24 protein-coding genes are annotated in these 25,677 nt (G+C 41.7%); 13 read left to right on the forward strand and 11 right to left on the reverse strand.

The features are described 5' to 3' along the window. The first annotated feature begins 134 nt into the window (after nt 1-134). From nrdR to pgpA, 6 genes are all read left to right on the forward strand, one after another. The gene (gene nrdR, locus ACHB7C_RS18420) at nt 135-584 is read left to right on the forward strand and encodes a transcriptional regulator NrdR (protein WP_042846947.1); all 450 of its coding nucleotides are present in this window, start codon (nt 135-137) and stop codon (nt 582-584) included. Nucleotides 585-589: 5 nt separating this feature from the next. Next, on the forward strand, nt 590-1,705 hold the full coding sequence (ribD, locus tag ACHB7C_RS18425) for a bifunctional diaminohydroxyphosphoribosylaminopyrimidine deaminase/5-amino-6-(5-phosphoribosylamino)uracil reductase RibD (protein WP_042846946.1): 1,116 nt from the start codon (nt 590-592) through the stop codon (nt 1,703-1,705). 90 nt (nt 1,706-1,795) lie between these two features. Continuing rightward, a complete protein-coding gene (ribE, locus tag ACHB7C_RS18430; RefSeq protein WP_042846945.1) occupies nt 1,796-2,269 on the forward strand; it encodes a 6,7-dimethyl-8-ribityllumazine synthase in 474 nt (157 codons plus the stop codon). A gap of 126 nt (nt 2,270-2,395) precedes the next feature. Then, complete coding sequence (gene nusB, locus ACHB7C_RS18435) at nt 2,396-2,812, forward strand: transcription antitermination factor NusB (RefSeq protein ID WP_042846944.1); 417 nt, start codon at nt 2,396-2,398, stop codon at nt 2,810-2,812. Between the two features lie 202 nt (nt 2,813-3,014). Next, a complete protein-coding gene (gene thiL / locus ACHB7C_RS18440) occupies nt 3,015-3,998 on the forward strand; it encodes a thiamine-phosphate kinase (RefSeq protein WP_042846943.1) in 984 nt (327 codons plus the stop codon). A gap of 1 nt (nt 3,999) precedes the next feature. Beyond that, the gene (gene pgpA, locus ACHB7C_RS18445; protein ID WP_042846942.1) at nt 4,000-4,518 is read left to right on the forward strand and encodes a phosphatidylglycerophosphatase A; all 519 of its coding nucleotides are present in this window, start codon (nt 4,000-4,002) and stop codon (nt 4,516-4,518) included. Between the two features lie 428 nt (nt 4,519-4,946). Here pgpA and ACHB7C_RS18450 read toward each other — a convergent pair whose 3' ends face one another. The 5 genes from ACHB7C_RS18450 to fixA all read right to left on the reverse strand — a co-directional run bounded on the left by ACHB7C_RS18450 (nt 4,947) and on the right by fixA (nt 9,696). Then, nucleotides 4,947-6,272 carry an MFS transporter gene (locus ACHB7C_RS18450; protein WP_395348141.1) on the reverse strand — a complete coding sequence of 442 codons (1,326 nt, stop codon included), beginning with the start codon at nt 6,270-6,272 and terminating at the stop codon, nt 4,947-4,949. Nucleotides 6,273-6,349: 77 nt separating this feature from the next. After that, nucleotides 6,350-6,637 carry a ferredoxin-like protein FixX gene (gene fixX / locus ACHB7C_RS18455; RefSeq protein ID WP_217008456.1) on the reverse strand — a complete coding sequence of 96 codons (288 nt, stop codon included), beginning with the start codon at nt 6,635-6,637 and terminating at the stop codon, nt 6,350-6,352. Continuing rightward, nucleotides 6,634-7,920: an FAD-dependent oxidoreductase FixC gene (fixC, locus tag ACHB7C_RS18460; RefSeq protein ID WP_166696903.1), complete on the reverse strand. Its 1,287-nt coding sequence runs from the start codon at nt 7,918-7,920 to the stop codon at nt 6,634-6,636. Before fixC ends, fixX begins: the two co-directional genes overlap by 4 nt. Nucleotides 7,921-7,972: 52 nt before the next feature. Further along, entirely contained in the window at nt 7,973-8,914 is a 942-nt protein-coding gene (locus ACHB7C_RS18465) for an FAD-binding protein (RefSeq protein ID WP_129466861.1), read from the reverse strand. An 11-nt stretch (nt 8,915-8,925) separates the two neighbouring features. After that, nucleotides 8,926-9,696, reverse strand: a complete 771-nt coding sequence (fixA, locus tag ACHB7C_RS18470) for a putative electron transfer flavoprotein FixA (RefSeq protein ID WP_042846937.1) — start codon at nt 9,694-9,696, stop codon at nt 8,926-8,928. Between the two features lie 504 nt (nt 9,697-10,200). Here fixA and caiT point away from each other — a divergent pair. The 6 genes from caiT (at nt 10,201) to caiE (ending at nt 17,299) form a co-directional block, all read left to right on the forward strand. After that, on the forward strand, nt 10,201-11,718 hold the full coding sequence (gene caiT / locus ACHB7C_RS18475) for an L-carnitine/gamma-butyrobetaine antiporter (RefSeq protein WP_071547710.1): 1,518 nt from the start codon (nt 10,201-10,203) through the stop codon (nt 11,716-11,718). A gap of 34 nt (nt 11,719-11,752) precedes the next feature. Further along, nucleotides 11,753-12,895 carry a crotonobetainyl-CoA dehydrogenase gene (gene caiA, locus ACHB7C_RS18480; protein ID WP_042846935.1) on the forward strand — a complete coding sequence of 381 codons (1,143 nt, stop codon included), beginning with the start codon at nt 11,753-11,755 and terminating at the stop codon, nt 12,893-12,895. Between the two features lie 63 nt (nt 12,896-12,958). After that, entirely contained in the window at nt 12,959-14,179 is a 1,221-nt protein-coding gene (gene caiB, locus ACHB7C_RS18485; protein WP_042846934.1) for an L-carnitine CoA-transferase, read from the forward strand. Between the two features lie 70 nt (nt 14,180-14,249). After that, the gene (caiC, locus tag ACHB7C_RS18490) at nt 14,250-15,809 is read left to right on the forward strand and encodes a crotonobetaine/carnitine-CoA ligase (RefSeq protein WP_042847027.1); all 1,560 of its coding nucleotides are present in this window, start codon (nt 14,250-14,252) and stop codon (nt 15,807-15,809) included. Nucleotides 15,810-15,896: 87 nt separating this feature from the next. Beyond that, nucleotides 15,897-16,682 (forward strand): crotonobetainyl-CoA hydratase, encoded by a 786-nt coding sequence (gene caiD / locus ACHB7C_RS18495; RefSeq protein ID WP_129466860.1) that lies wholly within the window; start codon nt 15,897-15,899, stop codon nt 16,680-16,682. A gap of 23 nt (nt 16,683-16,705) precedes the next feature. Next, nucleotides 16,706-17,299 carry a carnitine operon protein CaiE gene (gene caiE, locus ACHB7C_RS18500; protein WP_042846932.1) on the forward strand — a complete coding sequence of 198 codons (594 nt, stop codon included), beginning with the start codon at nt 16,706-16,708 and terminating at the stop codon, nt 17,297-17,299. A gap of 71 nt (nt 17,300-17,370) precedes the next feature. Here the strand turns inward: caiE and ACHB7C_RS18505 are convergent, their stop codons facing one another. The 5 genes from ACHB7C_RS18505 to xseB all read right to left on the reverse strand — a co-directional run bounded on the left by ACHB7C_RS18505 (nt 17,371) and on the right by xseB (nt 23,338). Next, nucleotides 17,371-18,684 carry a tetratricopeptide repeat protein gene (locus ACHB7C_RS18505; protein WP_395348148.1) on the reverse strand — a complete coding sequence of 438 codons (1,314 nt, stop codon included), beginning with the start codon at nt 18,682-18,684 and terminating at the stop codon, nt 17,371-17,373. A 354-nt stretch (nt 18,685-19,038) separates the two neighbouring features. Further along, nucleotides 19,039-19,431: a carnitine metabolism transcriptional regulator CaiF gene (gene caiF, locus ACHB7C_RS18510; RefSeq protein WP_042846931.1), complete on the reverse strand. Its 393-nt coding sequence runs from the start codon at nt 19,429-19,431 to the stop codon at nt 19,039-19,041. Nucleotides 19,432-20,047: 616 nt separating this feature from the next. Further along, the gene (gene dxs / locus ACHB7C_RS18515; RefSeq protein ID WP_166685959.1) at nt 20,048-21,913 is read right to left on the reverse strand and encodes a 1-deoxy-D-xylulose-5-phosphate synthase; all 1,866 of its coding nucleotides are present in this window, start codon (nt 21,911-21,913) and stop codon (nt 20,048-20,050) included. Nucleotides 21,914-22,165: 252 nt separating this feature from the next. Then, nucleotides 22,166-23,083 (reverse strand): (2E,6E)-farnesyl diphosphate synthase, encoded by a 918-nt coding sequence (ispA, locus tag ACHB7C_RS18520; protein WP_230233361.1) that lies wholly within the window; start codon nt 23,081-23,083, stop codon nt 22,166-22,168. 3 nt (nt 23,084-23,086) lie between these two features. After that, nucleotides 23,087-23,338 carry an exodeoxyribonuclease VII small subunit gene (xseB, locus tag ACHB7C_RS18525; RefSeq protein WP_042846928.1) on the reverse strand — a complete coding sequence of 84 codons (252 nt, stop codon included), beginning with the start codon at nt 23,336-23,338 and terminating at the stop codon, nt 23,087-23,089. Between the two features lie 219 nt (nt 23,339-23,557). Between xseB and thiI the strand changes: the two genes are divergently transcribed. Beyond that, complete coding sequence (gene thiI / locus ACHB7C_RS18530) at nt 23,558-25,009, forward strand: tRNA uracil 4-sulfurtransferase ThiI (RefSeq protein ID WP_042846927.1); 1,452 nt, start codon at nt 23,558-23,560, stop codon at nt 25,007-25,009. Nucleotides 25,010-25,078: 69 nt separating this feature from the next. On the opposite strand, the gene ACHB7C_RS18535 is transcribed toward thiI, so the two are convergent. Then, nucleotides 25,079-25,222 carry a Hok/Gef family protein gene (locus ACHB7C_RS18535; protein ID WP_004914564.1) on the reverse strand — a complete coding sequence of 48 codons (144 nt, stop codon included), beginning with the start codon at nt 25,220-25,222 and terminating at the stop codon, nt 25,079-25,081. Nucleotides 25,223-25,677: the final 455 nt, after the last annotated feature.

The following is a 25,677-nucleotide window of genomic DNA, read 5'->3' on the forward strand; positions in this document are numbered from 1 at the left end:
GCGCAATGCAGCTAACAACACCCTCACAGCACGAAATATGAAGAGTTACGAGCACCCTAGGAGGCATCTTCTAGGGTGTTTTTTATTGCATAGTAGGGTAAACTATGTCTCCGTAAATAGATCCAGGAAACGTTATGCATTGTCCATTCTGCTCAGCTGTAGATACGAAAGTCATCGACTCGCGTCTGGTTGGTGAAGGCGCACAAGTCCGTAGGCGCCGCCAATGTTTGCTTTGTCATGAACGTTTCACGACCTTTGAGGTGGCTGAACTCGTGATGCCTCGGGTTATTAAAAGTGACGATGTACGCGAACCGTTTGATGAAGAAAAACTTAATCGCGGTATGCAAAAAGCGCTAGAAAAACGCCCCGTCAGCTCTGATGACATTGAACAAGCGATTATTTCAATTAAATCCCAGCTTCGTGCTACAGGAGAACGTGAAGTTCCTTCTAAACTTATTGGTAGCTTAGTCATGGATGAGTTAAAAAAACTCGATAAAGTCGCTTACATTCGTTTTGCTTCTGTTTACCGTAGTTTTGAAGATGTGCGTGAGTTTGGCGAAGAAATCGCTAAATTACAGGACTAACGCAAATGATAGAACAAGATGACATCTATATGGCTCGCGCTTTTGAGCTTGCACGAAAAGGGCGCTTTACAACATCACCGAACCCGAATGTTGGGTGTGTAATTGTACGTGACGGTGAAATTGTTGGTGAGGGTTACCACCAAAAAGCGGGTGAGCCTCATGCAGAAGTACATGCATTACGGATGGCCGGAGAAAAAGCTCAGGGGGCAACAGCCTATGTCACCCTTGAGCCATGCAGCCACCATGGTCGTACACCGCCTTGTGCGGAAGCATTAATTAATGCAGGGGTCAGTCGCGTTGTTGCTGCGATGCAAGACCCAAACCCACAAGTTGCTGGCCGTGGTTTGTATATGTTATCTCAGGCAGGGATTGAAACGCGTAGTAACGTGCTTTTAGACCAAGCTGAAGCTGCGAATCGTGGTTTCTTGAAACGTATGCGTACTGGTTTTCCTTATATCCAATTAAAGCTAGCAGCGTCATTGGATGGTAAAACAGCCCTTGAGTCAGGGGAAAGTAAGTGGATTACCAGTACTGCGGCTCGCAAAGATGTGCAGGCGTTTCGCGCACAAGCGAGCGCTATTTTATCCACTAGTAGTACGGTTATCGCCGATGACCCTTCTTTAACGGTTCGTTGGAACGAACTGCCAACGGACGTTCAGCAAATCTACCCAGAAGACCAATTACGTCAACCTATTCGCATTGTGCTGGATAACCATAATCGTGTCACCGCTAACCATAAAGTCACTCAATTAGCAGGTGAATGTTGGTTGGTGCGTTCTAATCCCGATATCGGCTGCTCATGGCAAGGGGATGTCGAGCAAATTAGCATCCCTGCACATGAAAATGGTACAGACCTCGTCATATTGATGATGCAACTTGCCAAACGGAATGTGAATAGTATTTGGGTAGAGGCAGGTGCAAAATTAGCAGGCTCATTGTTGAAACTAGGCTTAGTTGATGAATTAATTGTGTATATTGCCCCTAAATTACTTGGGAACAGTGCCCGAGGTTTGGTTGATTTACCTCCCCTCGATTCATTAATTGAAGCGCCAAAATTTGAATTTACTGATGTAGAAAAGGTCGGTGAAGACCTGCGCGTCAGGCTTCGTCCCGTATGGTAAGTGTGTTTTTTGAAAATCATACATACGGTACATGAAAGAATGTGATAAAATCCGCGCCCCGCGGGTTATAATTAATATTAGAGGAAGGCTATGGACGTAATTAAAGGTGTTGTTGCTGCGCCACAAGCGCGTATTGCTATCGCTATCGCTCGTTTTAACAACTTTATTAATGATAGTCTGCTGGATGGCGCTGTTGATGCGTTAGAACGTATTGGTCAAGTTTCGAATGACAACATTACCATTGTTTGGGTTCCAGGTGCCTATGAACTACCGTTAACGGCAAAAGCGCTGGTTGAAACAAAAAAATATGATGCCGTTATCGCATTAGGTACTGTTATTCGTGGTGGTACAGCTCACTTTGAATATGTCGCTGGTGAATGCAGCTCAGGCTTATCTCATGTCGCAATGAATAGCGAAGTGCCCGTTACTTTTGGTGTGTTAACCACTGAAAATATCGAGCAAGCCATTGAACGAGCAGGGACTAAAGCTGGTAATAAAGGTGCTGAAGCTGCACTGACTGCATTAGAAATGATCAATGTAATTAAAGCCATTAAAGGCAAGTAATACACATTTTACTTCGGGCTATAGACTGTAGTGAAGTTAACTAATACCACTGAGTGTATTGATTAGCTTAGTTTTTTATATGCCCGAATAATTTTGTGTATCGTTTTTTATTTTAAGGGGAATCTTGTGAAACCTGCTGCTCGTCGCCGCGCTCGTGAGTGTGCTGTTCAAGCCATTTATTCATGGCAATTATCTGGCAATCCAATTGCCGAAGTCGAATATGAGTTTATTGCTGATCAGGACATGTCAGACGTTGACGTAAAATATTTTCGTGAACTGTTATCTGGTGTTGCTACTAATGCAGCTAAACTTGATCAACTAATGGCGCCTTATTTATCTCGTCAGCTCGAAGAGTTAGGGCAGGTAGAAAAAGCGATTTTGCGCGTTTCAATGTTTGAATTGAGCTTCCGTGAAGATGTTCCTTACAAAGTGGCAATCAATGAAGGTATTGAGCTTGCTAAAGTGTTCGGTGCGGAAGATAGCCATAAATTTGTTAATGGTGTATTGGATAAAGCTGCACCAGTAGTTCGTCGCAAAAAATAAAAAATCAGGGTTCCCTCCTGTAACACTACAGTAGTAAATAGGTAGGCTGGGTTCCAGTCTACCTTTGTATTTATATATTCGTGGTACTCTAAGTTTCAGGTATATTGATTCAGCTAGTTATTTGCCACTTGTATTATTAAGAGCATAAATTATTTGTTTTATTTAAAACGAAAATAGTTATAGCGAAAACGGAAAATCTACCATGTCCTATGGCGAATTTGACCTCATCGCACGTTATTTTAACCGTCAAACAACGAACCGACGTGATGTAAATATCGGTATTGGAGATGACTGTGCGTTGATGACCATCCCAGAAAAACAGCAACTTGCTGTGAGTACTGACACCCTTGTTTCTGGTGTGCATTTCCTCCCTACGATTTCACCTGCTGACCTAGCCTATAAATCATTAGCATCTAATTTAAGTGACCTTGCAGCAATGGGGGCAGACCCCGCATGGGTATCTTTAGCTATTACATTACCTTGCGTTGATTGTGATTGGTTGCAATCATTTAGTGATAGCTTATTTGAGCAATTAAATTATTACGGGATGCAGCTAATTGGCGGTGATACCACTCGTGGTCCAATGAGCCTGACTTATACTGTCCATGGGTTAGTACCACAGGGTAAAGCATTGTCTCGGGCTGGTGCACGCAATGGGGATTGGATTTATGTGACAGGGACATTAGGGGATAGCGCAGCAGGTCTTGCTATTTTACAAGATAGGCTGAATATCAAAAATACCGCGCATAAAGAATGGCTAATTATGCGTCATTTACGTCCACAGCCACGTATTTTACAAGGTCAAGCCCTTAGGAACTTAGCGTCTTCTGCGATTGATATTTCAGACGGTCTAGTCTCTGATCTTAATCATATTTTGAAGGCAAGTGGCTGTGGCGCTCGAATTAATTTGGATGCACTGCCGCAGTCAGAGGCCTTAGTACAGAACTGTAGCGTTGAGCAAAGCCGTTTATGGTCCCTGAGTGGTGGAGAAGACTACGAGTTATGCTTTACTGTACCGGAAATTAATCGCGGGGCATTAGAAATGGCTTTAGCTCATACAGGGTCTGGTTTTACTTGTATTGGGCAAATTAAGCCGCAATCTGAAGGGATCAGCTACTTTTGCAATAACCAAGAAGTTGATGTAAACCTAAAAGGTTTCGATCATTTTGTTTCGGAAGGTGCGTAGCATGGCAAGTTGCCAAGAAAAAGCAGAAGCAAAAAAACGGCTGAATATGCGTAACCCTTGGCATTTGCTAGCAACGGGGTTTGGCAGCGGTTTATCGCCAATTGTACCTGGGACTATGGGGTCCCTTGCGGCAATACCTTTTTGGTTATTGATGGCAAATATGCCAGTGTGGAGCATATGGGTGCTCATTGTGGCGGGCTTTTGGATTGGCTGTCTAATTTGCCAACGTACCTCTGATGATATGAAAATTCATGACCACGGTAGCATCGTGTGGGATGAGTTTATCGGGATGTGGATTACCTTAATGGCAATCCCAGTGGTCGATTATGAATGGGTCATTACCGCATTCTTTATTTTCCGCATTTATGATATGTGGAAGCCATGGCCAATACGTATTTTTGACCGAAAGGTCAGCGGCGGTTTTGGTATCATGATTGATGATATTATTGCGGCGATATTTGCTTATGTGACAATTTGGTTGTTGGTTTGGTATGACATTATGCCATTCTCAACCAATTAAATACGCGTCATATTTCAAATTGTAGGGGTGTTGGCTTCGCTTATTCGCCCTAGTCACATACTGGTGTATGCTCCTAGGGTCTTATTCGCTTGCCGCCTACCTACAATCTGAACTATTTAGTGTATAAATACGTGTCATATTTTGCGCTGTGGCGTTGTTGGCTGCACTCGGTTACCCGAATCACATACTTCTATATGCTCATCGGGATAACCTCGATTGCCGCCTAGCCATAACTCAAACTATTTAGCGTATAAATACGCGTCATATTTTGCGCTGTGGCGTTGTTGGCTGCACTCGGTTACCCGAATCACATACTTCTGTATGCTCATCGGGATAACCTCGATTGCCGCCTAGCCACAACTCAAACTATTTAGCGTATTGGATGTGATTGCTTATCGTAGTAACTTCTTTTACTTCTTTTACTTCTTTTACTTCTTTTTGCGCCGAATACCCATCACTGAGGTTTGTGCTAGGGTTAATCCTTTGGTTTCTGGCGCAAATAGAATTGAGACAACTAGCCCAAGTAAAGAAACCCCTGCCCCCATCAATACCACCGTGCTAACACCGTATTTTGTGATAAAAATCGGTAGTGCCCATGTGGAAAAAATGGTTCCGATACGGCTGATGGACATAATGACCCCAACAGCGGATGCGCGAATATCTGTTGGAAATAACTCATTAGGGTAGAGCCACTGTAAAATCCCTGGGCCCCCAGAGAAGAATGCATAAATACCAAACATGATAATGACGAGGCAGATACCAAGGTTAGAAAATAACCCGAGTATAGTTAGCGCTGCAGTCATTAGGGCAAAGCTACCAATTAGCAGTGGTCGTCTTCCCATTTTATTTAGCCAGTACATCGCTGGTAAGCAACCTAACATAAAAAATAAGCTGATAACTACGTTGCCTAAAGCCGCATTTTTACCTTGATCCCAACCTAATTGCCCAACAATTTGTGGGCCAAAAGTATAGATGGCAAACATTGGGATCACTTGGCAGGTCCAAATAATCGCAGTAAATAATACGAAAGAAAAATGTCGTTTATTAAACAGTTGATGAAAATGTGTTTTTTTCGCTTCCTCAGCTTCAAAAACCACAGGTTGGCCAAACAGTTTTTCCATCATTTTTTCACATTCTTGAATACGTCCTTTGCGGATTAACCAAAGAGGCGATTCAGGTAGATCAAAACGGCCAATTAAAATAACGATACATGGAATGACGGCACTGCCTAGCATCCAGCGCCAACCATCTTGAACATCATAAAGCATATAGCCAACAAGATTGGCACAAGTTGCGCCAACGTACCACATGGCTGCAATAAACCCGACCGCAAACGCACGCTGTTTGGTATTGGAAAATTCGGTGATCATCGAGGTTGCGATGGGATAATCAGCACCAATGACAATGCCAATTAAAAAACGCATTGTTAGTAGTTCTAAAGGGGTTGAAACAAACATAGTTGCAACAGAGATTGCCCCTATGGCCACTATATCGATTAAGAACATTTTGCGGCGACCGACTTGGTCGCAAATGTAGCCAAACAGTGAGGTACCAATGAATAAACCCGCAAGCGTTGCGGCACCTAGTAAGCCAATCCATTCACTGTTTAAACTTAATATTGGAGTGAGTTGCTCTAAAGCGACGCCGATCAGGACTAAAACATAACCGTCCAGAAAAGGCCCACCACTCCCCCAGAGCATGATCCGCCGATGAACGGAAGAAAATTGGACATCGTCAAAACTTCTTGGTTTCATTGTGCATCCCAGTGTCAGCGCAAATATGCGCTTAAAAACCCTAAAAGTTAATGGCTTTTAGGGTTATGCTAATTAAATTAGCCGTAACGAAATTCAATGCCGAATGTGCCGCGTGGGTATTCCCATTTTTCTAATGCACCATCTAAGCCTAGGATACGGCAGGTTCCGCATTCAAGGCAGCCGGCATAATCAAAACGTACGGAGCCATCTTCTTGTTTTTTATATAAGCCAGCAGGGCAGGCTTTGGTTAATATTTCGAGCACTTTCATATCCGGGTGCTCTTTGATAACAATATGTGGATTTTCTTCATCGACATTAAATTTATTAATGCCTAACTTGACATCAACATTGACTGGATCACTCATATTGCCCTCACTCCTTTAATTCCATCCTTGATTAAATTGATGAAGCCGACTTTTTTTGCCTCTTGTAGCATAGTCTTACGCAGTGGCACAGGTGCTTCATCTGAAATAGTGAAGAGTTTTTTAGCAATACCGACAGCCATTTCTGGATAAGCGGAAAACATGCGTGGGTTATCTAAAAACTCAGGCATTTTTTGGTACATTTTCATATCACGAAGAGGGCCTTCGTTGAGTAATTTGAGGTACTCACTGAGTCCTTGTTTACTAAAGTCCTCTTTTTTCATAGCGTTAATTACTGCATTTGCCGCGGCTTCACCCGAAGCAACGGCTAAGTCCATTCCGCGGATGGTAAAGCCTAAATTCATACACATCCCAGCTGCATCCCCTGCGATTAGCACGCCATCACGGACCAACTCTGATTGCATTTTCAAGCCCGCTTCTGGGACAACGTGAGCGGCATATTCAATCATTTTGCCCCCTTCAATTAATGGGGCGACCGCTGGGTGGTGTTTAAAATCTTCGAGCATTTGTGGAACCGATTTTTTGGCATCTTTAATATGATGTAAGCCACAAACTAAACCTAAAGAAATAGTATCTTCATTGGTATAAAGGAAGCCTCCCCCCATCAAGCCATCGGTAGGAGCCCCCGCAAATAGCCATGCAACCCCTTCTTTTTCCTTAAGATTAAATCGGTTAGCTAAAATATCTTTTGGCAATTCAATTAATTCTTTTACCCCAACAGCGACATGCTCAGCATTCACTCGTTTGGTCATTCCTAGTTGTTCAGCCAGTATGGAGTTCACACCATCAGCGAGGATCACCACTTTGGCTTCTAGCACATCACCATCGGCTTCAACACCTACAACTTTGCCATTCCGTTCCACTAACTTATCAACGCGAATACCTGTAATACATTGTGCGCCGGCATTTTCAGCTTGTTCGACTAACCACGGGTCAAGCTTGCCTCTCAGCACTGACCAAGATGTTTCTTCTGGGGGTTGCTCTGCTCCATTTTGGAAATCGACTGTTACTGCACCTGTTTCTGTCATAAATGACAGCTTTTCACGCGTGATCATACGTTCAATAGGGGCATTTTGGGTAAATTCAGGAATGATACGCTCTAAGCTATGAGCATACATGCGGCCACCTGTGACGTTTTTACCGCCTGCGTAGTTTCCCCTTTCGATTAGGAGAACTTGCGCACCTTCACGGGCAAGCACCAATGCAGCCACTGAACCAGCTAGACCCGCGCCTACAATGATTGCATCAAATATATCATCGGACATAGTTTCTCCAAAGGTCACTGAAACAGTGAGGAAAACCCCACTGCTATTGAGTTTATTTAGCCAGTTGTTGCGTTAAAACCGGTAAAATTTTGAACAGGTCGCCAACGATCCCATAGTCTGCAAATTGGAAAATAGGGGCGTTTTTGTCTTTATTAATGGCGACGATAGTTTGTGCGCCGTTTGCGCCAACCATATGCTGAATTTGACCAGAAATTCCTACTGCGAGATATAACTCAGGTTTCAGCATCAGGTTGGAAATACCAACGTAGCGCTCATGCTCCATCCATTTTTCGTTTTCTGCGACAGGGCGAGAACAGGCAATTTCAGCGCCGATGGTATCAGCGAGTTTTTTCGCGATAGCGATATTTTCTTGGCTTCCAATCCCCCGACCTACACTGACCACTAGACGTGCTTTATCTAGTTCAACGGAGTTACCTGCTTTTTTCTGAATCGAGGTACGTACAATAGATTGTTTTGGTTCGACCCATGGTGCAGTTTGAGCAGTACCGCTGAGTGATGCATTATTTTGCGCAGCTTCAAACGTGCCGGTGGTGAGTGTAGCGACTGAAAATGAACTGTTTAAGGTTTCTTGGCCAAAGGCTAACCCACCATAAACCATATGTTTTATTACAGGTTTTCCTGATTCTACTGTCACAGTTGCCGCATCGTTAGACACAGCAGCTTGCAGTCTTGCACCTAAGCGTGCAGCCAGTAATTTACCTCTACGGGTATTAGGTAGCAGTAATAGTCCGTTATCGCCATGCTGTTTAATTGTCGTGACAATGGTATCAGCATAGTCTTCGATGATACGGTCGTCAGGCTTACCAGACAGTTGAAAAACGTGGGTTGCGCCAAGTTGAAAGGCTTGTGAGCTTTGTGCGTCATCTAACGTTAATACATTGACTTGTTCGCCGAGAGTGAGGGCCCCACCGATAAGTTCAGGTAAACGGGAAGTCATATCACTAAATACCCAAACGGTTGATAATTTGCTCATAACTCCTCCGATTAAATGATTTTTCTTAAATGTTCAGCAAATTGTGCAATTTGCTCTTCGCCATCACCTTCAATGATGATGCGTTGACGAACTTTTTGCTTAGGTGCTGCGATAGATTGTGCGGATAATGCTGTAACGTTATCCAAGCCAATATCGGTTATTGCCCAAGCTTGAACGGGTTTTTTAGCGGCACCTAAAATGGCTTTCATTGATGGGATGACAGGGACATTAATATCGGAGGTCACTGCGATAATGGCAGGTAACGAAATGGACAATGTTTCAATTTCATCTTCTAATTCGCGTTCTACAATGAGCGTATCCGGTGTGATGGAGACAATTTTCTTTATGCCATTGATAGCGGGAACTTGCAGGGTTTCACCCATTAAGATACTAACTTGTTGAGCGTTTAAGTCTGCGGAACCATCACCACAGATAATTAAATCAAAACCAACTTTTTGAGCCGCAGAACTTAAGGCAAGTGCAGTTTGATGTGGTAAGGCGTGTTCGAGTTGATCGTCAATAACGACAACAAGTTCATCTGGACCACGAGATAATACATCTTTACGTGCTTTCATATTGGTTAGTGCTTTACCACCAACACTTAACGCAATAACTTTACTATCTGCTTGTTGCGCTTTAATTTGGTTAGCTGCTTCAATCGCATTTAAATCATATTGACTAATTTTGGTATCTGCACGTGAAAAATCTAAAGAACCATCTGAGCTATTTACAATAATATCTTGTTCATCGGGAACAGATTTATAGCATGTAATAATATTCATTACATCTCCTAAAATATAATTAATAAATATGATCCGTTTTTGTTTCGGATTATATAATTATCATGAACTGGATATTTAAAAATAAAACCTAAGTCACCAATATTGAAAACCTTGAATTAAAGTCGGTTTAAATATTCATACTGATACACTACTCACCAATACTGTAAAAATCATCAACTTATCAATGTAATGTTCAATATTGTTATGCTAATCACCAATACTGAAGGTATTTAATAACATTAATATTACAAGATAATTTATCTGCATGTATTTATTGGTTATTTTAATTATTGAGGCGTCAGATATTAGTAACAAATATTTATCACGAATAATATTGTGACCTTAATAACAGAATTGTTTATGGGGACTCGACATGATTTGAATAGTGATTGGATTAATACTTAATTAAATTTATTGAGTTTGCTAATAAATAAGTGAGATGAGGTGTTGAGACTAATATCTATTTAAAAGCTTATATATTTAATAATAAATTGGGATCGAACTATGAGCAAAGAAAATAAAAAGGGTGGAATAGAACCAAAAGTTTTTTTTCCGCCATTGATCATTGTTGGACTATTGTGTTGGTTAACCGTCCGTGACCTTGATGCTTCTAACGAAGTTATCAATCAAGTATTCAGCTATGTCACTAATGTATGGGGCTGGGCATTTGAGTGGTACATGGTGATAATGTTTGGTGGCTGGTTTTGGTTAATATTGGGTCCTTACGCCAAAAAGCGTTTGGGGGATGAAAAACCTGAATTTAGCCGCGCGAGCTGGATTTTTATGATGTTCGCCTCCTGTACCTCTGCTGCGGTACTATTTTGGGGTTCTATTGAAATCTATTATTACGTCTCTGCACCTCCTTTTGGTTTTGAAGCCTATTCAACAGAGGCCAAAAATATTGGGCTTGCATACAGTTTATTCCACTGGGGACCACTACCATGGGCAACCTATAGTTTCTTATCTGTTGCATTCGGTTATTTTTTCTTTGTTCGCAAAATGGATGTTATCCGCCCAAGTAGCACCCTTGTCCCATTAGTGGGTCAAAAACATGTAAATGGCTGGTTCGGTACCATCGTTGATAATTTTTACTTGGTCGCTTTGATATTAGCCATGGGGACCAGCTTAGGGTTAGCTACACCACTCGTTACTGAGTGTATTCAATACTTATTTGGTATTCCTCATACCTTACAACTTGATGCCATCATTATCTTCTGCTGGATCATCCTAAATGCAATCTGCGTGGCTTTTGGTTTGCAAAAAGGGGTGAAAATTGCCAGTGACGTCCGTAGTTACTTGAGTTTCTTGATGCTGGGATGGGTATTTATTGTTGGCGGCGCCAGCTTCATTGTGAACTATTTCACCGATTCTATCGGGGTTTTAATGATGTATATGCCACGCATGCTGTTTTATACAGATGCAGTGGGTAAAGGCGGTTTCCCACAAGGTTGGACCGTATTCTATTGGGCGTGGTGGGTAATCTATGCCATCCAAATGTGTATTTTCCTCGCCCGTATCTCTAAAGGCCGTACCGTCCGTGAGCTGTGTATCGGCATGGTAGCAGGCTTGACGGCAGGGACAACGTTAATTTGGACCATCCTAGGCAGTAATACATTACAACTCGTTGACCAAAATATTATTAACATTCCAAAGCTGATTGAAGAATTCGGCGTTGCACGCGCCATTATTGAAACATGGGCAGCCTTACCTTTGAGCACTGCAACAATTTGGGGCTTCTTCATCCTCTGCTTTATCGCCACCGTCACACTCATCAACGCTTGTTCATACACTCTCGCTATGTCGACTTGTCGCGCAGTGAAAGATGGCGATGAGCCACCGTTATTGGTGCGTATCGGTTGGTCTGTTTTAGTCGGTGTTATCGGTATCGTATTACTGGCTCTAGGCGGATTGAAACCGATTCAAACAGCGATAATTGCCGGAGGATGCCCACTTTTTTTCGTCAACATTATGGTAACGCTCTCCTTTATTAAAGATGCAAAAGTGCATTGGAAAAATGATTAATTTATTCAGAAACAACATTTAAGAGGTTATTAATATGGATTTTAGATTGAATGATGAGCAGGAGCTGTTTGTCGCAGGGATTCGTGAGCTGATGGCCAGTGAAAACTGGGAAAGCTATTTTGCACAATGCGACCGCGACAGTATGTATCCTGAACGTTTTGTTAAAGCCTTGGCGGACATGGAAATTGATAACCTGTTGATCCCAGAAGAGCATGGCGGTTTAAACGCTGGGTTTATTACAGTCGCTGCGGTATGGATGGAGCTGGGTCGCCTTGGCGCACCAACGTATGTGTTGTACCAATTACCGGGGGGGTTTAATACCGTACTCAGAGAAGGGACCCAAGAACAAATTGATAAAATTATGGCATTTCGCGGTACAGGTAAACAAATGTGGAACTCTGCGATTACGGAGCCCGGCGCGGGTTCTGATGTAGGGAGTTTACAAACAACTTACCAACGCCGTAATGGCAAAGTTTATCTCAATGGTAGCAAATGTTTTATCACCAGTAGTGCTTACACACCATACATTGTGGTGATGAGTCGTGATGCAGATTCTCCTGATAAACCTGTTTTCACCGAGTGGTTTTTAGATATGAGCAAACCCGGTATCAAGGTCAATAAACTTGAGAAACTGGGCCTACGTATGGATAGCTGCTGCGAAATTACCTTTGATAACGTTGAACTGGATGAAAAAGATATGTTTGGCCGTGAAGGTAACGGCTTTAACCGTGTGAAAGAAGAGTTTGACCATGAGCGTTTCTTAGTCGCATTGACTAACTATGGAACTGCAATGTGTGCATTTGAAGATGCAGCCCGTTACGCCAATCAACGTGTTCAGTTTGGTGAAGCAATTGGCCGTTATCAATTAATTCAAGAAAAATTTGCACATATGGCGATCAAGCTCAATTCAATGCGTAACATGTTATATGAAACTGCTTGGAAGAGTGACAACGGATTGATTACTTCTGGTGATGCAGCAATGTGTAAATACTTCTGTGCGAATGCGGCATTTGAAGTCGTAGACTCTGCGATGCAGGTACTGGGTGGTGTAGGTATTGCTGGTGAGCATCGAATCGCACGTTTCTGGCGTGACTTGCGTGTAGACCGTGTATCTGGTGGTTCAGATGAAATGCAAATACTGACATTAGGCCGCAGTGTACTGAAACAGTACCGCTAATAGCTGAATGTTTATTGGTTGGCTTTTTAAGAAGGCCAGCCAAATTTAACAGGAGATTAGAACATGGCAGAGCATTTACCAATGCCAGAATTTGGCCCATTAGCAGGGGTCAGAGTGGTGTTTTCAGGGATTGAAATAGCCGGTCCATTTGCAGGGCAAATGTTTGCAGAATGGGGCGCGGAAGTGATTTGGATAGAGAACGTAGCTTGGGCAGACACTATTCGTGTTCAACCCAATTATCCACAGCTATCAAGGCGTAATTTACGCGCATTATCATTGAATATCTTTAAGGATGAAGGGCGTGAGGCATTTCTAAAATTAATGGAAACAACGGATATATTCATTGAGGCGAGTAAAGGACCTGCATTTGCCCGTAGAGGGATCACCGATGAAGTACTTTGGCAACATAACCCTAAATTGGTTATCGCCCATTTATCAGGCTTCGGGCAATACGGTGACCCTCAATACACTAACCTAGCTGCCTACAATACTATTGCACAGGCTTTTAGTGGTTATCTTATCCAAAATGGTGATAAAGACCAGCCAATGCCAGCCTTTCCTTATACTGCTGATTATTTTTCAGGCATGACAGCTACAACAGCGGCTCTAGCTGCATTGTATAAAGCCCGTGAAACGGGGAAAGGGGAAAGTATTGATATTGCCATGTATGAAGTCATGCTACGAATGGGGCAATACTTCATGATGGATTACTTCAATGGTGGTGAAATCTGCCCGCGGATGACCAAGGGGAAAGACCCCTATTACGCAGGTTGCGGCCTTTATAGTTGTAATGATGGCTATATTGTGATGGAAATCGTCGGTATCACACAAATCCAAGAAATATTTAAAGATATTGGTCTTGCTCATCTTCTTGGTACACCAGAAATACCGGAAGGCACACAGCTTATTCATCGTATTGAGTGCCCCTATGGGCCTTTAATGGAAGAAAAACTTGATGAATGGTTAGGTGCTCGCTCAATTGATGAGGTGCTAGCGAGATTAGCCGAACTCAACATTGCAAGCGCCAAAGTTTTAACCATTCCTGAATTAGAAACCAACCCACAATATCTGGCTCGTGAGTCGATCACCAGTTGGCAGACTATGGATGGAAAAACCTGTCGTGGCCCAAATGTGATGCCAAAATTCAAAAATAATCCAGGGCAAATTTGGCGTGGTATGCCATCACATGGCATGGATACGACAGAGATACTAAAAAATATTGGATATAGCGAAATTGATATTCGGGGGTTAGTCGACAAAGGATTAGCCAAAATAGTTGATTAATTGAATGGATAGTCAGGTCAATTAATCCAACTGGCCTGATATTCATTAGGGAAATGATGGGAAACAATTAATGGATGTAATCGGTAAACAAAATTTGCGCCAAATGTGGGATGACCTAGCGTTGACCCATCGGGATAATAAGGCGCTTATCTTTGAATCCTGCGATGGAAATATTCGTGAATTCAGTTATATAGAAATGAATCAGCAAATTAATCGCACAGCAAATCTCTTTTTAGATTATGGAATACAAAAAGGGGATAAGGTTGCCTTACATTTAGATAATTGCCCAGAGTTTTTCTTTTGCTGGTTTGGCTTGGCGAAAATTGGGGCGATTATGGTCCCAGTTAACGCACGCTATAAATACCATGAAGCCGCTTGGATTATGCAAAACTGCCAACCTCGTATGGTGGTCACTTGTGCGTCTTTTTTAGATATTTATCAACGTGTACTTGATGATAAAAGTACCAGCCTTGAGCACATTTTTTTAATTTCAGATATGTCGTTTAAACCGCAGGAAGGCATTTCAAACTTTTTGCTTGAACAAGCACAAAAACCGACAGAGTTAACCCAACTTATTGAGCTTAGTGTGGGTGATACTGCGGAAATCTTATTTACCTCAGGTACCACTTCCAAACCGAAAGGGGTGGTTATTACCCATTACAACTTACGCTTTGCGGGTTATTACTCTTCTTGGCAGAACACGTTACGTTCCGACGATATTTACCTTACGGTAATGCCAGTCTTTCATATCGATTGCCAATGTACAGCATCGATGGCGGCATTTTCAGTGGGTGCAACATTTGTCTTACTTGAGAGATACAGTGCGAGACGTTTCTGGCAGCAAGTTGTGAGGCACCAAGCCACTGTTGTTGAGCTGATCCCCATGATGATCCGTACGCTTTTAAGCCAGCCGCTGGCGGATAATGAAAAAGACCATTGCTTACGTGAAGCCATGTTTTACCTCAACTTGAGTGATGAGGAAAAAGAGCAGTTTATGGCTCGATTTGCTGTGAAAAGTTTTCTGACTTCTTATGGCATGACGGAAACTATTGTGGGGCTAATTGGGGATAGACCTGGTGATATCCGCCGTTGGCCATCCATTGGTCGTCCTGGTTTTTGCTATAAAGCGCAAATTAGGGATAAAACCAATCAACCTGTTGCCACTGGGGTGATTGGTGAGCTTTGTGTGAAGGGAGAACGAGGTAAAACTTTATTTAAAGAGTATTACAACAACCCTGAAGCCACAGAAAAAACATTTGATGAGCAAAATTGGATGCACACAGGCGACTATGCATACCAAGATGAAGATGGATTTTTCTATTTTGTGGACAGAAGCATCAATATGATCAAACGAGGCGGTGAGAACGTCTCATGTAGTGAAATTGAAAATATTATTGCTTCACATCCTTTGATTGTTGACGTGGCGGTGATTGGTGTTGCTGATGAGATCCGTGATGAAGCGATTAAAGCCTTTATTGTGTTAGAAGAGGGTGAAACATTAACTCAGGAAGAGTTTTTCGCTTTTTGTGAAAAGCAAATGGCGAAATTTAAAGTGCCATCATGGGTTGAGGTACGTAAGGATTTACCGCGTAACTGTTCTGGAAAAGTGCTGAAAAAACATCTGCAATAATCGAATAACTCTATTAATTACGCGAACGTTTTGGCTGCAACTTTCTGTAGGCAAAATGGCAGCGCATGATGACTAAAGGATTGCACTATGAGCGAATCATTAAAAATTACCCGTAATGGCTCCATTTTGGAAATCGTACTTGATAGACCTAAAGCAAATGCGATAGATGCAAAAACCAGTTTTAAAATGGGGGAAGTTTTCCTTAATTTCCGCGATGATCCTTCGCTGCGTGTCGCCATTATAACAGGAGCAGGAGAGCGATTTTTCTCTGCGGGTTGGGACTTAAAATCTGCGGCAGAAGGTGAAGCACCTGATGCCGACTTTGGTCCCGGTGGCTTCGCCGGACTCACTGAAATTTTCAATTTAAACAAACCAGTGATTGCTGCTGTTAATGGTTATGCGTTTGGTGGAGGCTTTGAACTAGCTTTAGCGGCAGATATGATCATTTGCTCTGAAAATGCCAGTTTTGCCTTACCAGAGGCCCAACTTGGTATTGTGCCTGATAGCGGCGGTGTCTTGCGTTTACCTAAAATCTTACCAGCACCGATCGTGAATGAAATGGTGATGACGGGAAGGCGTATGGATGCTCAGGAAGCATTACGCTGGGGGATCGCTAATGAAGTAGTACCAATGGAAAGTTTAATGGAAAAAGCACGTGAACTCGCAGAAAAAATCACTCAAAGTGCACCACTTGCGGTTGCGGCCTTGAAAGAAATTTTTCGCGCAACCGGAGAGCTTACTGTTGAAGAGGGTTATAAGCTTATGCGCAGCGGTGTGCTGACAAACTACCCCGCGGTTTTACACTCCGAAGATGCAACAGAAGGTCCGCTGGCGTTTGCCGAAAAACGTTCACCAAGTTGGAAAGGGCGCTAGTTCATTTAGCAAAGAGGTGAATTTTGAGTTTTTACGCTTTTGAAGGGGTGATCCCAGTTGTTCACCCTACCGCATATGTACATCCATCAGCGACGGTGATTGGTGATGTGATTATCGGTGAAGGGGTATTTGTTGGGCCTAACGCTTCTTTACGTGGAGACTATGGCCGTTTGATCATAGAAAAAGGCGCCAATATTCAGGATTGTTGCATTATGCATGGTTATAGCGATGTCGAAACCATTGTCCACGAGTGTGGGCATATAGGCCACGGAGCTATTTTGCATGGATGTATTATTGGTCGTGATGCATTAGTGGGAATGAACAGTGTGATTATGGATGGAGCCCTGGTTGGTGAACAAAGTATTGTTGCGGCGATGAGCTTTGTTAAAGCTGGGTTTCAAGGCGAACCTCGCCAATTACTGGTTGGCAGCCCTGCACGTTTTGCTCGTCATATTCGTGAGGAAGAATTGCATTGGAAGCAGCTCAATACGAAAGAATATCAAGACTTAGCCATTCGATACCGACAAGGATTACATGAAACGTTACCCTTGATAGAAATAGAGTTGAATAGGCCAAGGCTCATGGGGACAACGGATGTCAAACCTAAAGGCCAGTAATTAATCTTTGAACGCCCAGTTAAAAGCTGGGCGTTTTCATTATCGACAGTGATTATTATGAAAAAATGAGGTTAGTTATTTTTTTGCTGTTCAGCTTTTTGAAACCACTCTTGAGCCACGCTTTCATTTTTTTCAACGCCATCACCATTTTTATACATCACACCGAGATTAAATTGTGCGGAAGCATTATTTTGTTCCGCGGCTTTGAGAAACCATTCTTTTGCAAGAGTATAACTCTGCGGCGTGCCAATTCCTTTTAGATACAATATGGCAAGCTGATTTTGCGCGGGCGCATAGTTTAGCTCAGCGGCTTTTTGATACCACTCTTTCGCTAAGCTATGATTTTGGTGGTTATCTTTTTCATCTTGGTACAATAATCCAAGATTATATTGTGCGGATGGGTAATTTTGTTCAGCGGCCTTTTGTAGCCATTTTATTGCCATTTCTTTATTTTTAATGCCGCCATCACCATTTTTATACATCATGCCAAGATTATATTGTGCAATGACGTAATCTTGTTCTGCTGCCCTTTGAAACCATTCTCTGGCGGAGGTATAATCTGGTTGTTTTTCAGTGTCTTGAATATAGATAAGCCCTAAATTGCTTTGAGCGGGTGCATGCCCTCGTTGTGCAGATTTTAGATACCATTCTTTTGCTAGTGAATTGTTGGGGGGAGTGCCTAACCCGTCTTGATGCATTAAACCTAAATTGTACTGAGCAGCCGCGTTTCCTTGCTCAGCGGCTTTTTGAAACCACCACAACGCTTCTTGATAGCTTTGTTCGGTACCCAAGCCGTCTAAGTATATAAGTGCAAGGTTGAATTGTGCGTTTGCATTTCCTTTGTCTGCGGCACTTTGAAGCCACTTTAAGGCGAGGGAATAGTTTTTCTGGGTTCCGTCACCGTTTAAGTACATTTCACCGAGTTGGCTTTGTGCGTCAATATAGCCTTTATCAGCAGCTTGTTGAAACCACTCTTTTGCTTGAGCAAGATCCTTCTTGATTCCTTCCCCTTTTTTATGCATTATTCCAAGGTTATATTGAGCTTGCGCGTATCCCTGTTCAGCCGATTTCTGGAGCCAGCCCTTTGCCAGAGTATAACTTTGCTGAGTTCCCAAACCTTGTAAATAAATTATCCCAAGATTGCTTTGTGCAGCGTCATATCCTTGTTCAGCGGCTTTTTGAAACCACTCTATTGCTTTAACATAGTCTTGCTTGGAGCCAGAACTGTTGAAATACATGATCGCGAGTTGATTTTGAGCCTCAATATTGCCTTGTTCTGCTAATATTTTTGTTTGCTCAAAGTTATCATTATTTAACTCTGGGTTTGAATATGCATGGCTTGCCGTTATTAACAATAGCGCGATTAGAAATAATTTATTTTTCATATTAATTATAGGTGATAAATAGCGTCCATTTTCTGCTATGAAAGTTAAGTTTTCTTAGCAACCTTTTTAACCTAAACCAATATTCAGTAAATATTTCTCTCTTGGATAGGCAATACTATACAGGCTTATTTTCCCATAGATGGCTATCATGCCATAAATAATATATTTTTAGAATTATAAAGCTAGCTTTGCATCTCATTTGTTGAGTTGTATAAGTTATTGAAAGTATATGAAGAAAATTAATTTGTTGATTTTCGGCTGATAATACAAAGCGGGAAAAATACGCTTTTATCCCGCTTTGTCGACAGCCTTAACGCAGACTTGAGCCCGTGTTTTTTTGATGTGATCATTATGTTAACGGCGTTGTGCCTTTGATAGCATCCATTGCCATTTTTGCTCTCGATTTAATTCACTCGGTGGCATAGATGCCGCTTTCACTGGAGAATCAATAGTGACTTTTTCAGATTGGTGGTTTCTAAGACGTGCATAAAGTTGATTATCAATTTTTGTAACCTTAATCAGCCTTTGGCACTGACAGCCACGACCCGATAATTTATTCGGGATCATTTTAACTTCACATTGAATTTCAGCTACGTCAGATAAAATATAAGAAACAATATTAACCGCATTAGGGTGAGGGATATCAAAATTATTGGATATTTCTCTGGCGGTGATCCAGCGCCCTTGTTTCATTACCCAGTTAGCAATGGATAAATACAAAGGTTCATTAATATATTGTCCACACATAAGCGCTCCCAAATATATTTATTAAAATTGGCTAAATAAAGAGAAACTATATGCAAATTGTAGTTGGAATGCGTTTATTTGTTTCCTGGTTTTTAAATTAAGAAAACAAAATAATTAAATATTAAAGCCTGGTTAAAATTGTTAAAATCATATAGTCGTTATTATTCAGTGTTACGCTTTGAAATATAATAGGAATAAGCTTTATTGCATAATGCAATGAAAAACCAATATAAGTCAGAGCTTAAGTTACACTGTCATACAGTGACATAGTTCATATTAATGGATTTAAAAATAATTTGCATGTTTTTATTTTCAAAATTTACATTCAAGATAAATATTTTGTATATATTCTGTTTTAGAGTGAATAGAATAAATATCATTGTATATAAGTTTATTATGTTTGGTTTTTTTTATTTATTATTATGATATAAAAATATAGTTAAGATGTAAAAGCAGGGTTTAAAAGTGTTTTTTTTAAAAGTTGCATTGGAAATGAAATAATAGAGTTAAAGTTAACACTCTATTACTGTGTATATAAAAAGAAAATGAGAGTGATTAACTTTGTTATTTAAAAAGGCATTACATTATCATGGTAATGCCTTTTTTCGTTAACCTATTACTTGGCTAAGTAGGTATTAATTGACTTAATAATACCCGTTGCATCTAACCCGAGCTCAGCGATAAGTTCCTCTTGGCTACCTTGAGAAATAAAATAGTCTGGTAAACCAAGGTTTAAAACAGGAATGATTCTTTTTTCCTGCATTAGGAACTCATTCACACCACTACCTGCACCACCCTTAATTGCATTTTCTTCGAGTGTAACGAGCACATCATGGCTGCTTGCCACCTCAAGGATTAAGGCTTCATCTAATGGTTTAACAAAGCGCATATCAACCACAGTCGCATTTAATTGCTCAGCGGCTTCTAATGCATGACTAAGTAACGTACCAAAACACAAAATAGCAACTTTTTCCCCTTGGCGACGGATAACTCCTTTACCAATTTCTAGTGGAGCTAAAGGCTGTAGCTGTGCACCTGTCCCCGTGCCTCGCGGGTAACGAATAGCACTTGGACCATCTTGGTAATGGTAGCCAGTATGTAGCATTTGGCGGCATTCGTTTTCATCACTTGGTGCCATGATCACCATAGTAGGGATACAGCGTAGGAATGAAATATCAAATGAACCTTGGTGGGTTTGGCCATCAGCGCCAACAATGCCGGCTCGGTCAATAGCAAACATCACCGGTACTTTTTGGATAGCCACGTCATGGATGACTTGGTCATAACCCCGTTGTAAGAAGGTCGAATAGATAGCGACGATGGGTTTATAGCCCCCAATAGCAAGACCAGCTGCAAAGGTGACAGCATGTTGCTCTGCGATTGCGACATCGAAGTATTGATCAGGGAATTCTTTAGAAAACCGAACCATACCAGAGCCTTCGCGCATAGCTGGCGTAATTGCCATTAGCTTGTCATCATCTTTGGCTTCTTCGCACAGCCAATCCCCAAAGATTTTAGAGAATGTCGGTCCCGTCTCTTTGCTTTTGGGTAAAGTGAATGTGCTTGGGTCAAATTTTGGTACTGCGTGCCAACTGATCGGGTCCTTTTCGGCAGGTTCATAACCACGACCTTTTTTAGTCATGATATGTAAAAACTGTGGGCCTTTTAAATCACGCATGTTTTTTAAGGTTTGAACTAAGGCGACGACGTCATGTCCATCAACAGGGCCAATATAGTTAAAGCCTAATTCTTCAAACATGGTACCGGGAACAACCATACCTTTGATATGTTCTTCGGTCTTTTTCAGCAATTCTTTGATTGGCGGTAAGTTAGAGAAAACTTTTTTCCCACCTTCACGTAATGTGGTGTATAGCTTGCCAGAAAGCAGGTGAGCCAAATGGTTATTTAACGCGCCAACATTTTCGGAGATAGACATTTCATTATCATTTAAGATAACAAGCATATCGGGTGCGGCGTCCCCTGCGTGGTTCATGGCTTCGAATGCCATCCCTGCGGTGATAGCTCCATCACCAATCACACAGACGGTTTTACGGTTTTGCTTTTCTTTTTCTGCCGCAATAGCCATTCCTAAACCCGCACTAATCGATGTGGATGAATGGCCAACACTTAAAATGTCATATTCACTTTCTTCACGCCATGGAAAAGGGTGTAAACCATTTTTTTGACGAATAGTATCAATACGGTCACGACGACCCGTTAAAATTTTATGTGGGTAGGCTTGGTGACCGACATCCCAAACAAGGTTATCAAACGGGGTTTTGTAGACGTAATGTAATGCGACGGTAAGCTCAACTGCACCGAGACCAGAAGCAAAGTGACCACTAGAACGGCCAACGCTACTCAGCAAAAACTGTCTGAGTTCATCACACAGCTTAGGCAAACTTTCTTTGGGCAACAGACGAAGCTCATCTGGTGTCTCTGCCAATGCTAGCGTTGGATATTTAGCGATATCAATACTCATTAGGTACTCACTTATAATTAATAAAAAACCCACATATTGAATACTCGGTACTGAAACAGTTATCTAAGTATTGCGGTGCGTAAATTTATCTACGCATATTGTGGGTGATCCTCATTGATTGCCTTTCTATAACTCGCTTAGTGTAAGCAATAGTCTGTCTGTTTTTTGAGTTATAGAATGTTCTGAAGATTCATCAAGGTAATAAATGCCGTAATTATCGACCTTCTTGTTGCCAAAAGGCAAAGCATATTGTCAGTTTTTACGCTCAATAATGAAATTAGCTAAAGCGCTTAGCATTTCTATATTATACCCATATGACTGGATCGTCTCTAAAGCGCTTATTGCATCATGATATAGCTCACGTGCTTTTTGTTGAGCCGCTTCAAGGCCGAGTAAAGATGGGTAAGTGCTTTTTTCGTGCTCAGCATCAGTCCCTTGGCGCTTACCTGTTACCGTGCTGTCCCCGATAACATCTAGGATATCGTCTTGAACTTGAAAGGCAAGCCCGATGGACTGTGCGTATTTATCTAAAACAGGTAGTAATTGATGCCCTTTTTCGCCAGCGGCATAAGCACCAAGGCGAATAGATGCGCGAATGAGTGCACCAGTTTTATGCAGATGAATACGTTCTAAGGATTCAAGGTCGACGTATTTCCCTTCGGCGTCTAAATCCAGAGCCTGCCCACCACACATCCCAGCAAGGCCACTTGCATAGGATAGCTCGGCTATCATTGCGATACGGTCTTTATCAGCGACATCTGGCATTGGGGCACAAGCAAGTAATTGAAAGGCCAGCGTTTGTAATGCATCTCCCGCCAAGACAGCATTACCCTCACCATATTTTATATGGCAGGTTGGTTGACCTCTGCGTAAATCATCGTCATCCATAGCGGGCAGGTCGTCATGAATTAATGAATAGGCATGGATGCACTCGACAGCGGCAGCTGGTGCATCAAGGTTTTCTTGGTTCACACCAAGCATAGAGCCTACCGCATAAGTTAAAAATGGGCGTAAACGTTTCCCGCCTAATAACGTGCCATATCGCATTGCTTGTGCAAGAGGAAGGTTTGCAAAAGGCATCGCATTTAGGGCATCTAAAAGGTATTGATTGACTCTGTCATAGGTTTGTTTTTGTTGCAGCGTGAAGCTATCTAAATGTTGTTCAGACATAATTTATTCAGTATCAGGTGAAAAATCGGCAAGAGGTTTATTTTCGTCATCACTGAGCAATATTTGTACACGCTGCTCAGCTTGTTGCAGTACTTTTTGACCTTGTTTGGCAATTTGAACGCCACGTTCAAACTCATTCAGAGCGTCTTCTAGAGGGAGGTCACCGGATTCAAGACGAGCGACGATTTGCTCTAGCTCTTGAAGCGAGTTTTCAAAACTAACAGGTGCAACTTGCTGAGATTTTTCTTTAGCCATATTCTTTAGCCACTAATGTTAAATTAGTTAATTCGGGGAATGTTAAATATTTAGCAGACTAACGTAGTCTTGCCACGGTTACAATTTATTATTGGTGTTTTTAGATTCAGTCCGCAAGATAGTGTTATAATACGCCTCTTTATTGACAATTGGTAACCTATACGTGTGTCCTTGTTAAGACACGTTCGTTTGCCCCACAACCATGAACATGCAGCTATTATGAAGTTTATCATTAAGTTATTCCCAGAAATTACCATCAAAAGCCAAACTGTTAGGCTACGTTTCATTAAAATTCTGACTAGCAATATCCGTAACGTGCTAAAACCTCTTGGCGAAGAAATTTCGGTTGTCCGTAATTGGGATAATATTGAAGTGCGTGTGAAAGGGGAAACGAAGCACGACGAAATTTGTGACATGTTAGGTCGTATTCCCGGTATCCACCATATCCTTGAAGTGGAAGAAAAACCGTTTACTAGCCTGCACCATATTTATGAAATGACCCATGAATCTTATGGTGCGTCTCTCGAAAACAAAACTTTTTGTGTTCGGGTGAAACGCCGCGGTAAGCACGAATTTTCATCGATTGAAGCTGAGCGTTACATTGGTGGTGGTTTAAACCAACATATTCCTTCGGCTAAAGTTAAGCTCAAAGACCCAGATACAACCGTGCATTTGGAAATTGAAGATGACAAACTGATTTTAGTTAAATCACGTATTGAAGGTATTGGCGGGTTTCCTATAGGGACGCAAGAAGATGTTTTATCGCTAATTTCCGGTGGGTTTGACTCTGGTGTTTCTAGCTATATGTTGATGCGCCGTGGTTGCCGTGTTCATTACTGCTTTTTTAATTTAGGTGGTGCGGCACATGAAATTGGCGTGAAGCAAATTGCACATTATCTATGGAACCGTTTTGGTAGCTCCCATAAAGTGCGCTTTATTGCTGTAAACTTTGAGCCAGTTGTGGCTGAAATTTTAGAGAAAGTCGATGATGGCCAAATGGGCGTTGTACTTAAACGTATGATGGTGAGAGCTGCGTCTAAAGTTGCGGAGCGTTATGGTGTGCAGGCAATTGTTACGGGTGAAGCGCTTGGTCAAGTGTCTAGCCAAACTTTAACTAACTTGCGTCTTATTGATAATGCTTCTGATACTTTGGTGCTAAGGCCACTGATTTCTCATGACAAAGAACACATAATCAAATTAGCTCGGCAAATTGGGACTGAAGATTTTGCGAAAACCATGCCGGAATATTGTGGTGTGATTTCAAAAAGCCCAACAGTGAAAGCTGTTAAAGCACGAATTGAAGCAGAAGAGGCCAATTTTGATTTTGCTATTTTAGAGTCTGTTGTGGAGCAAGCGCAAAATATCGATATTCGACAAATTGCACAAGAAAGCCTTGAAAAAGTCCCTGAAATTGAAATGGTGAGTGAGCTTTCAATTGAAAATGAAGTGATTTTAGATATTCGTTCAATTGATGAATTTGAAGACAAGCCACTGAATGTAGATGGAATGGAAGTTAAGCACATTCCATTCTATAAATTGAGTACGCAATTTGGTGACTTACCAAAAGATAAAACCTATTTATTATATTGTGACCGTGGGGTAATGAGCCGCTTGCAAGCACTATACCTAAAAGAGCAAGGTTATGAAAATATAAAGGTTTATCGCCCATAACTTAAAACAGGGTGCTTGTATCACCAACGCACAATTAGAGAGAAATGTGGGGGAAATTCCCCCACAAGACTAGTTATCGCAAGATAACGTCGCTTGAACCAGCGTGCTTCCGCTGCTGATACTGAAAGAGCATAGCCTTTCTTGCATTAACAATGAAAAACACAACACCGTAAGACACACGGTAACTAGCCCCAGAAGGGCAATTTTGGCCATTCCTCTTGACTCCTTTTCTAAAAGGAGACAGAATCAAATTGTGTGATTTGGAAACTGCCTCGGATTAAGATTAACATCTAAATTCGGGGCTTTCGTCTTTTTGGCTTTGGCAAATGCTTGAACCAAAATGATCCAAGCACCCACGGCAATCATAGCAAAGATCCACTCAAAATAAATCTATTTACAGTCAGTTTTTATAATAAAAATATTTAAATTCAATTGGTTATAATGATTTTGATATCATTGGTATTATTATGATTATTGATTGAACTGAAGTAAGAATGACAAAGAGTGTAGATTCAAAACAGGGTGCTTGTATCACCAACGTACAATTAGAGAGAAATGTGGGGGAAATTCCCCCACAAGACTAGTTATCGCAAGATAACGTCGCTTGAACCAGCGTGCTTCCGCTGCTGATACTGAAAGAGCATAGCCTTTCTTGCATTAACAATGAA

The organism is Providencia sp. 2024EL-00732, assembly GCF_044006275.1.
GTDB lineage: Bacteria > Pseudomonadota > Gammaproteobacteria > Enterobacterales > Enterobacteriaceae > Providencia > Providencia huashanensis.